Origin of the sequence: Streptomyces sp. NPDC127119, assembly GCF_042677425.1 — a bacterium.
Taxonomy (GTDB): domain Bacteria; phylum Actinomycetota; class Actinomycetes; order Streptomycetales; family Streptomycetaceae; genus Streptomyces.
On the sequence record NZ_JBHXTO010000260.1, the window covers coordinates 1 to 6,741 of the forward strand.

General features: G+C 70.7%; 7 protein-coding genes. 5 read left to right on the forward strand and 2 right to left on the reverse strand.

Translation table 11 applies throughout. The annotated features are described in order from the left end of the window. The first annotated feature begins 109 nt into the window (after positions 1-109). On the forward strand, positions 110-886 hold the full coding sequence (locus ACFVH5_RS43495) for an endonuclease/exonuclease/phosphatase family protein (protein ID WP_384809385.1): 777 nt from the start codon (positions 110-112) through the stop codon (positions 884-886). A gap of 121 nt (positions 887-1,007) precedes the next feature. Here ACFVH5_RS43495 and ACFVH5_RS43500 read toward each other — a convergent pair whose 3' ends face one another. Together ACFVH5_RS43500 and ACFVH5_RS43505 are read right to left on the reverse strand one after the other, a co-directional pair. Further along, entirely contained in the window at positions 1,008-1,700 is a 693-nt protein-coding gene (locus ACFVH5_RS43500; RefSeq protein ID WP_385839226.1) for a hypothetical protein, read from the reverse strand. Further along, positions 1,693-2,502 (reverse strand): alpha/beta hydrolase, encoded by an 810-nt coding sequence (locus ACFVH5_RS43505; protein WP_385839227.1) that lies wholly within the window; start codon positions 2,500-2,502, stop codon positions 1,693-1,695. The genes ACFVH5_RS43500 and ACFVH5_RS43505 overlap by 8 nt, the downstream gene beginning before the upstream one ends. Before the next feature lie 174 nt (positions 2,503-2,676). Between ACFVH5_RS43505 and ACFVH5_RS43510 the strand changes: the two genes are divergently transcribed. The 4 genes from ACFVH5_RS43510 (at position 2,677) to ACFVH5_RS43525 (ending at position 6,645) form a co-directional block, all read left to right on the forward strand. Further along, entirely contained in the window at positions 2,677-3,477 is an 801-nt protein-coding gene (locus ACFVH5_RS43510; RefSeq protein WP_385839230.1) for a lysophospholipid acyltransferase family protein, read from the forward strand. 38 nt (positions 3,478-3,515) lie between these two features. Beyond that, complete coding sequence (macS, locus tag ACFVH5_RS43515; RefSeq protein ID WP_384809379.1) at positions 3,516-4,769, forward strand: MacS family sensor histidine kinase; 1,254 nt, start codon at positions 3,516-3,518, stop codon at positions 4,767-4,769. 56 nt (positions 4,770-4,825) lie between these two features. After that, positions 4,826-5,473, forward strand: coding sequence for a response regulator (locus ACFVH5_RS43520; RefSeq protein WP_385839231.1), 648 nt, complete (start codon positions 4,826-4,828; stop codon positions 5,471-5,473). A 143-nt stretch (positions 5,474-5,616) separates the two neighbouring features. Then, positions 5,617-6,645, forward strand: a complete 1,029-nt coding sequence (locus ACFVH5_RS43525; protein ID WP_385839228.1) for a 6-phosphofructokinase — start codon at positions 5,617-5,619, stop codon at positions 6,643-6,645. Positions 6,646-6,741: the final 96 nt, after the last annotated feature.

Sequence of the window (6,741 nt, forward strand, 5' to 3'; positions counted from 1 at the left end):
TGTCCCCCCCCCCCCTCATGGGGGGGGCGCCCCCCCTCATTTAAGTCTTCCAGGGGCGCGGGGAACTGCGCGACCAGCCCCCACCGGCCCGCGGGATATCTTGATCCGTATGTCGACCATTCCGGCAGGAAACCCGTTGCCCGGTCCCCGGACGGAGTCCGACGGTTCGGTCGTCGTCCGGGTCCTCAGCTACAACATCCGGTCCATGCGGGACGACACCACCGCACTCGCCCGCGTGATCGCCGCCTGCGAACCGGACCTGGTCCTCCTCCAGGAAGCCCCCCGTTTCTTCCGCTGGCGCAAGAAACTGGCCCGCCTGGCGGCGGCCTCCGGCCAGGTCGTCCTCTCCGGCGGAGCCACCGCGTCAGGCCCCGCCCTCCTCTGCTCCCTGCGCGCCACGGTCGAACGCACCGAGGACGTACTCCTCCCCCTCACCCCCGGCCTGCACCGACGCGGCTTCGCGACCGCCGTCGTACGGTTCGGCGGGGCGGACGGCCCCCGCGTCGGCGTACTGAGCTGCCATCTCTCCCTCCAGAAGGACGAGCGGCAGAAGCAGGGCGCCCTGCTCCTGGACAGCCTCGCCGCCCTGGACACCCCGCACGCCATCGCGGGCGGCGACCTCAACGAGCGCCCGAACGGCCGGACGTTCAAGCGCCTCGCGGCAGCGCTCCAGGACGGCTGGGCGGTGGCTCCCTGGGGCGGCGAACACACCTCCACGCCCGGCGACCCCCACCAGCGCATCGACGCGCTCTTCGCCACCGCGGGCGTACAGATCCTGGGCTGCGGCGTACCCCTGGACCAGCCCGGAGTGACCGAGGCGGACCTGAGGGCCGCCACGGACCATCTCCCGGTCCTGGCAGCCCTCAGAATCCCCACCGCTCAATAACGCCGGGCGTCGGAAACGCCGGGCGTCGGAAACGCCGGGCGTCGGAAACGCCGGACGTCGGAAACGCCGGACGTCGGAAACGCCGGACGTCGGAAACGCCGGACGTCAGAGACGCCGCGCGTCAGACGACCGCGCCGCGCCCCGGATCGTCCTCGTCCTCCTCGTCGCCCCGCATCCGCCCCACCAGCGTCGCGAACCCGCCGAGGAAGCCGCCGATGCCGAGCGTGGCGAGGTACCACGTCATCTCCCAGCCGAGCAGCACCGCGAGAAGCAGCAGCACCGGGCCGCCGATCACACCCAGCCAGGCGAACTTGGCCGTGGCGTCCGCGGCGGGCAGCGGGGGCGGCTCGGGCGGCACGAAGTGGCCCTCGTCGTCCTCGTCGAAGTCCTCCTCGGCCGGTTCGGGCATCGAGAAGTCACGGGGACCGGCGACACCGGGCGCGAACGCCACGGAACTGCCGAGCGGCTTCCCCGCGCCGGGCTCGTCCTTCGGCCCGGCCTTCGCGTCGGTCTCCGGGTCGGCCTCCGGACCCGTGGTGTCCGTACCGCCCTGCTTGCTCTTGGCGCCCTTGGGCGTCGCGGAGCTCTTGCCGCCGGAGTCGCCCGCGCCACCGGCGTCGTTCGTCTCGGGCTCCAGGAGCGCCAGGTCCTCCACGGACTTGAAGGGCTTCGCGCCGGGCGGGTCCGGCGGTTCGTCGCCGTATCCGGCCACGATGGCCTCCCAGGCCGCGGTCTCGTCGAACGACGGGCCCTGCTCCCCGCCGGGCGCCGCGTCCTTCTCGTCGGGCTCGCGGTCCGCGTCGTGCTCAGCCACCAGTGGCCGTCCCTTCCTGCTGACTCGCCTGACCCGCGCCGGCCTCCTTGCCGGCACCGGGTGCGAGCCGGGAGACGAAGGCGAAGCTCTCCTCGAAGATCCGGTCCGCGTCGTGGTCCAACGTCGCGACGTGGTAGCTCTGTTCCAGAAGTATCTCCGTGACATCCACGGACGACACCCGGCTGAGGATGCGGGCCGAGTCGGCGGGCGGCACGACGTGGTCCTGCGGGCTGTGCAGGAGCAGCATCGGCTGGGTCACCTGCGGCAGTTCGCCGTCGAGGAGCCGGTAGAAGTTACGCATCGAATGGGCCGCGTGCAGGGGCACCTTGTCGTAGCCGATCTCGATGCCGCCGTCCTTGGCGATGTCGCTGGTGATGCCCTTCACCGTCCTGACGAAGTGACGGAGCACCGGCAGTGCGTACGCCGCGAGGCCGTGCACCTTGTTCGCCGGGTTGACGAGCACGATGCCGCTGATCTCGTCGCCGTGCTTCGCGGCGAGCCGCAGGGTGAGCGCGCCGCCCATGGAGAGACCGAAGACGAAGACCTGGGAGCAGCGCTCGCGCAGGGCGCGCAGCTCGCGGTCCACCTCCGCGTACCAGTCCTGCCAGCCCGTGAGCTGCATGTCCTCCCAGCGGGTGCCGTGTCCGGGCAGCAGCGGCAGCGAGACGGTGAGACCGCGCTCGGCGAGATACTCCGCCCAGGGGCGCAGCGACTGCGGGGAACCGGTGAAGCCGTGGCAGAGGAGGACCCCGACCTCTCCCCCCTCGTGGTGGAACGGCTCAGCTCCGGGAAGGACCGGCACCTTCGGTCTCCTGTTCGTTCAAGGGCGACGCGACGATCACCCCGAAGCTTCGAGGCGTACTTCACCGTACGCGACGGCACTGACACCGACCAGGGCCGTCGGGCCCATTGACGGTGCTCCGGGTTAAGGTCTGATCGACAGAAACAGGAGGCAACCCGGGTGATCTACGGCGCAATGAAGGTTTCCATCGGAGGGCCCCTGAAGCTCGCCTTCAGACCCTGGGTGGAAGGCCTCAGCAACATTCCCGCCGAGGGCCCGGCCATCCTGGCGAGCAACCACCTGTCGTTCTCGGACTCGTTCTTCCTCCCCGCGGTCCTCGACCGCAAGGTCACCTTCATCGCGAAGGCGGAGTACTTCACCACCCCCGGCGTCAAGGGCAGGATGACCGCCGCCTTCTTCAAGGGCGTCGGGCAGCTGCCGGTGGACCGGTCCGGCGGACGTGGCGCGGGCGAGGCCGCGGTCAAGAGCGGGATCGACGTCGTCGAGCGCGGCGAGCTCTTCGGTATCTACCCGGAGGGCACCCGGTCGCCCGACGGCCGCCTCTACCGGGGCAAGCCCGGCGGACTCGCGCGCGTGGCGCTGGCCACCGGGGCGCCCGTCATCCCGGTCGCCATGATCGACACGGAGAAGATCCAGCCGCCCGGCAAGGTGATGCCCAAGCTGATGCGCCCGGGCATCCGCATCGGCGAACCGCTGGACTTCAGCCGCTACAGCGGCATGGAGCACGACCGTTTCGTGCTGCGCGCGGTGACCGACGAGGTCATGTACGAAATCATGAAGCTCTCCGGGCAGGAGTACGTCGACATCTACGCGACGGCCGCCAAGCGGCAGATCGCGGAGGCGGCGAAGGCGCAGAAGCAGGCCCAGAAGGAAGTCCAGAGGGAAGCGCAGAAGGAAGCCGACCGGGGACGCCAGGCGGCGGACCAGGAGCAGACCGGCCAGGAGCGGGCCGACAAGGAGCAGACCGGCTCGTAGACCTGGACGCGGCCACGGGGGATGGGGTACTGGGGGACATGGCCAAGCGCGAGAGAGTCATGAGGATGTCGGTCGAGCAGCCGCTGTGGCGCGCGCTCACGGGGTACCGCGTCCTGACGCTGTTCTACGCGATCGGCCTCTTCGTGGCGAAGAACGACGAGTTCGTCCGCCCCGAAGTGGCCATCGGCTACTACGTACTGCTCTTCGCCTGGACCTTCGCCACCCTGCCCAAGGTGGCGAACGCACAGAGCTGCACCAAGCCCTTCCTCGCGGCCGATCTGACCGTCGCCCTCACCGGCATCCTGCTCACCCCGGTCGCGGACGCACACGAGCGGATCGTGGCGGGCGGCCCGACCCTCCCGTCGATATGGACCGCGGGCGCGGTGCTGGCGTTCGCGATCAAGGGCGGCTGGCGCTGGGCGGCCTTCGCCTCGGCGCTCGTCGGCGTCGCCAACGTCCTGCAGCGCGGCGCGCTCAGCGAGGACACCCTCCACAACGTGCTGCTGGTCTGGGTCGCCTCCATCGCCATCGGATACGTCGTCGAGGTCGCCCGCGCCTCCGAGCGCACCCTGGCCCGCGCCCTGGAGATCGAGGCGGCGACCCGCGAACGCGAGCGGCTCGCCCGCGACATCCACGACGGCGTCCTCCAGGTGCTCGCCATGGTGCAGCGGCGCGGCTCCGCGATCGGCGGGGAGGCCGCCGACCTGGGCCGCCTCGCCGGCGAGCAGGAGGTCGCGCTGCGCACCCTGGTCTCCGGCGGACTCGTACCCGTCTCGCGGCTCTCGGAGGACGAGGCCGAGGGCGCCGTCGTCCGCACGGTGGACGAACCGGACCCGCAGGACGACCTGGCCCCCCGTGATCTGCGCCCGCTGCTCGCCCCGTACGCCACCGCGAAGGTGACGTTCTCCGAGCCGGGCACCCCGGTGCCGCTCCCGGCCGGTGCCGCGAGGGAACTGGCCGCGGCGGTCGGCGCGGCCCTGGACAACGTCCACCGCCACGCGGGCGAGGACGCCCGTGCCTGGATCCTGGTCGAGGACGAGCCGGACGAGGTGATCGTGACCGTACGGGACGACGGCCCCGGCATCCCCGAGGGACGGCTCGCCCAGGCCGAGGGGGAGGGGCGCCTCGGGGTGGCCCTGTCGATCCGCGGACGGCTGCGCGAGATCGGGGGCACCGCCGAGCTGATCTCGGTGCCGGGCCAGGGCACGGAAGTGGAACTGAAGGTACCGAAGCAGGCACCGAAGGCCTCGAAGGGGCTCAAGGGCACACGGGGGAAGGCGGAAAAGGCATGAGCGAGGGACAAGGGCAGTCGCCGGGGCAGGGAACGGGACAGGCCCCGATCAGGGTCATGGTGGTCGACGACCACCCCATGTGGCGCGACGCGGTCGCCCGGGACCTCGCCGAGTCCGGGTTCGACGTGGTCGCGACCGCGGGCGACGGCGAGCAGGCGGTGCGCCGGGCCCAGGCCGTCGGGCCCGACGTCCTCGTGCTGGACCTGAACCTGCCCGCCAAGCCCGGTGTGCAGGTCTGCAAGGAACTCGTCGGCCTCAACCCCGCCCTGCGCGTCCTGGTCCTCTCCGCGAGCGGTGAGCACGCCGACGTCCTGGAGGCGGTCAAGTCCGGCGCCACCGGCTATCTGCTCAAGTCGGCCTCCACGGAGGAGCTGATCGACGCGGTGCGCCGCACGGCCGTCGGCGACCCCGTCTTCACTCCGGGCCTCGCCGGCTTGGTCCTCGGCGAGTACCGCAGACTCGCCTCCGACCCCGGTCCCGCCACCGGCGGCGACGAGCCGAGGGCCCCGCAGCTCACCGAGCGGGAGACCGAGGTGCTCCGGCTGGTGGCCAAGGGCCTGAGCTACAAGCAGATCGCCGAGCGCCTCGTGATCTCCCACCGCACGGTGCAGAACCACGTCCAGAACACCCTGGGCAAGCTCCAGTTGCACAACCGCGTGGAGTTGGTGCGCTATGCCATAGAGCGGGGCCTCGACGACGCGTAAACCCCCCGATATACACCAACGAGTGATGACGAGTGATCAACTCCCGCACATTGCATCGGAATTGACCTTCCGCCCTCTCCTGGAGTGACCTGGATCACTATTAGCGTGAGTTCCGTCAGCCAACCATGGCGAAGGGACTTTCCATGCGGGTCGGAGTACTGACCGGAGGCGGCGACTGCCCCGGGCTCAACGCCGTCATCCGGGGCATCGTCCGCAAGGGCGTGCAGGAGTACGGCTATGACTTCACCGGCTTCCGGGACGGCTGGAGGGGTCCGCTGGAAGGCGACTTCGTCCGGCTCGACATTCCCGCCGTGCGGGGCATCCTGCCCCGCGGCGGCACCATCCTCGGCTCCTCGCGCACCAACCCCCTCAAGGCCGAGAACGGCATCCGCCGGATCAAGGACAACCTCGCCAAGTGCGAGGTCGACGCCCTGATCGCGATCGGCGGCGAGGACACCCTCGGGGTCGCCGCGCGCCTCACCGACGAGTACGGGGTGCCCGTCGTCGGCGTACCGAAGACCATCGACAACGACCTGTCCGCCACCGACTACACCTTCGGTTTCGACACCGCCGTCGGGATCGCGACCGAGGCGATCGACCGGCTGCACACCACCGCCGAATCGCACATGCGCGTACTGGTGTGCGAGGTCATGGGGCGGCACGCGGGCTGGATCGCGCTCCACTCGGGTCTCGCGGGCGGCGCGAACGTCATCCTCATCCCGGAACAGCGCTTCGACGTCGACCAGGTCTGTGCCTGGGTGACCTCGCGCTTCAAGGCCTCGTACGCGCCGATCGTGGTCGTCGCGGAGGGGGCGATGCCCAAGGACGGCGACATGGTCCTCAAGGACGGGTCGCTGGACTCCTTCGGGCATGTGCGGCTGTCGGGTGTGGGGGAGTGGCTGTCCAAGGAGATCGAGCGGCGTACGGGGAAGGAGGCACGGACGACCGTCCTCGGGCACGTCCAGCGTGGCGGCACGCCGAGCGCGTTCGACCGGTGGCTGGCGACGCGGTTCGGGCTGCATGCGATCGAGGCCGTGCGGGACGGGGACTTCGGCAAGATGGTCGCGCTCCAGGGGACCGATATCGTGCGCGTCCCGATCGCGGAGGCCACGGCCCGCCTGAAGACGGTGGATCCGCGACTGTACGACGAGGTCGGAGTCTTCTTCGGCTGACTTCCCTCGCCCCCGCCGCCCCTACCCGTTCCCGTCACTCACTCGGGGGCGCTGCCCCCGAACCCCCGGTCCTCAAACGCCGGACGGGCTGAAAAC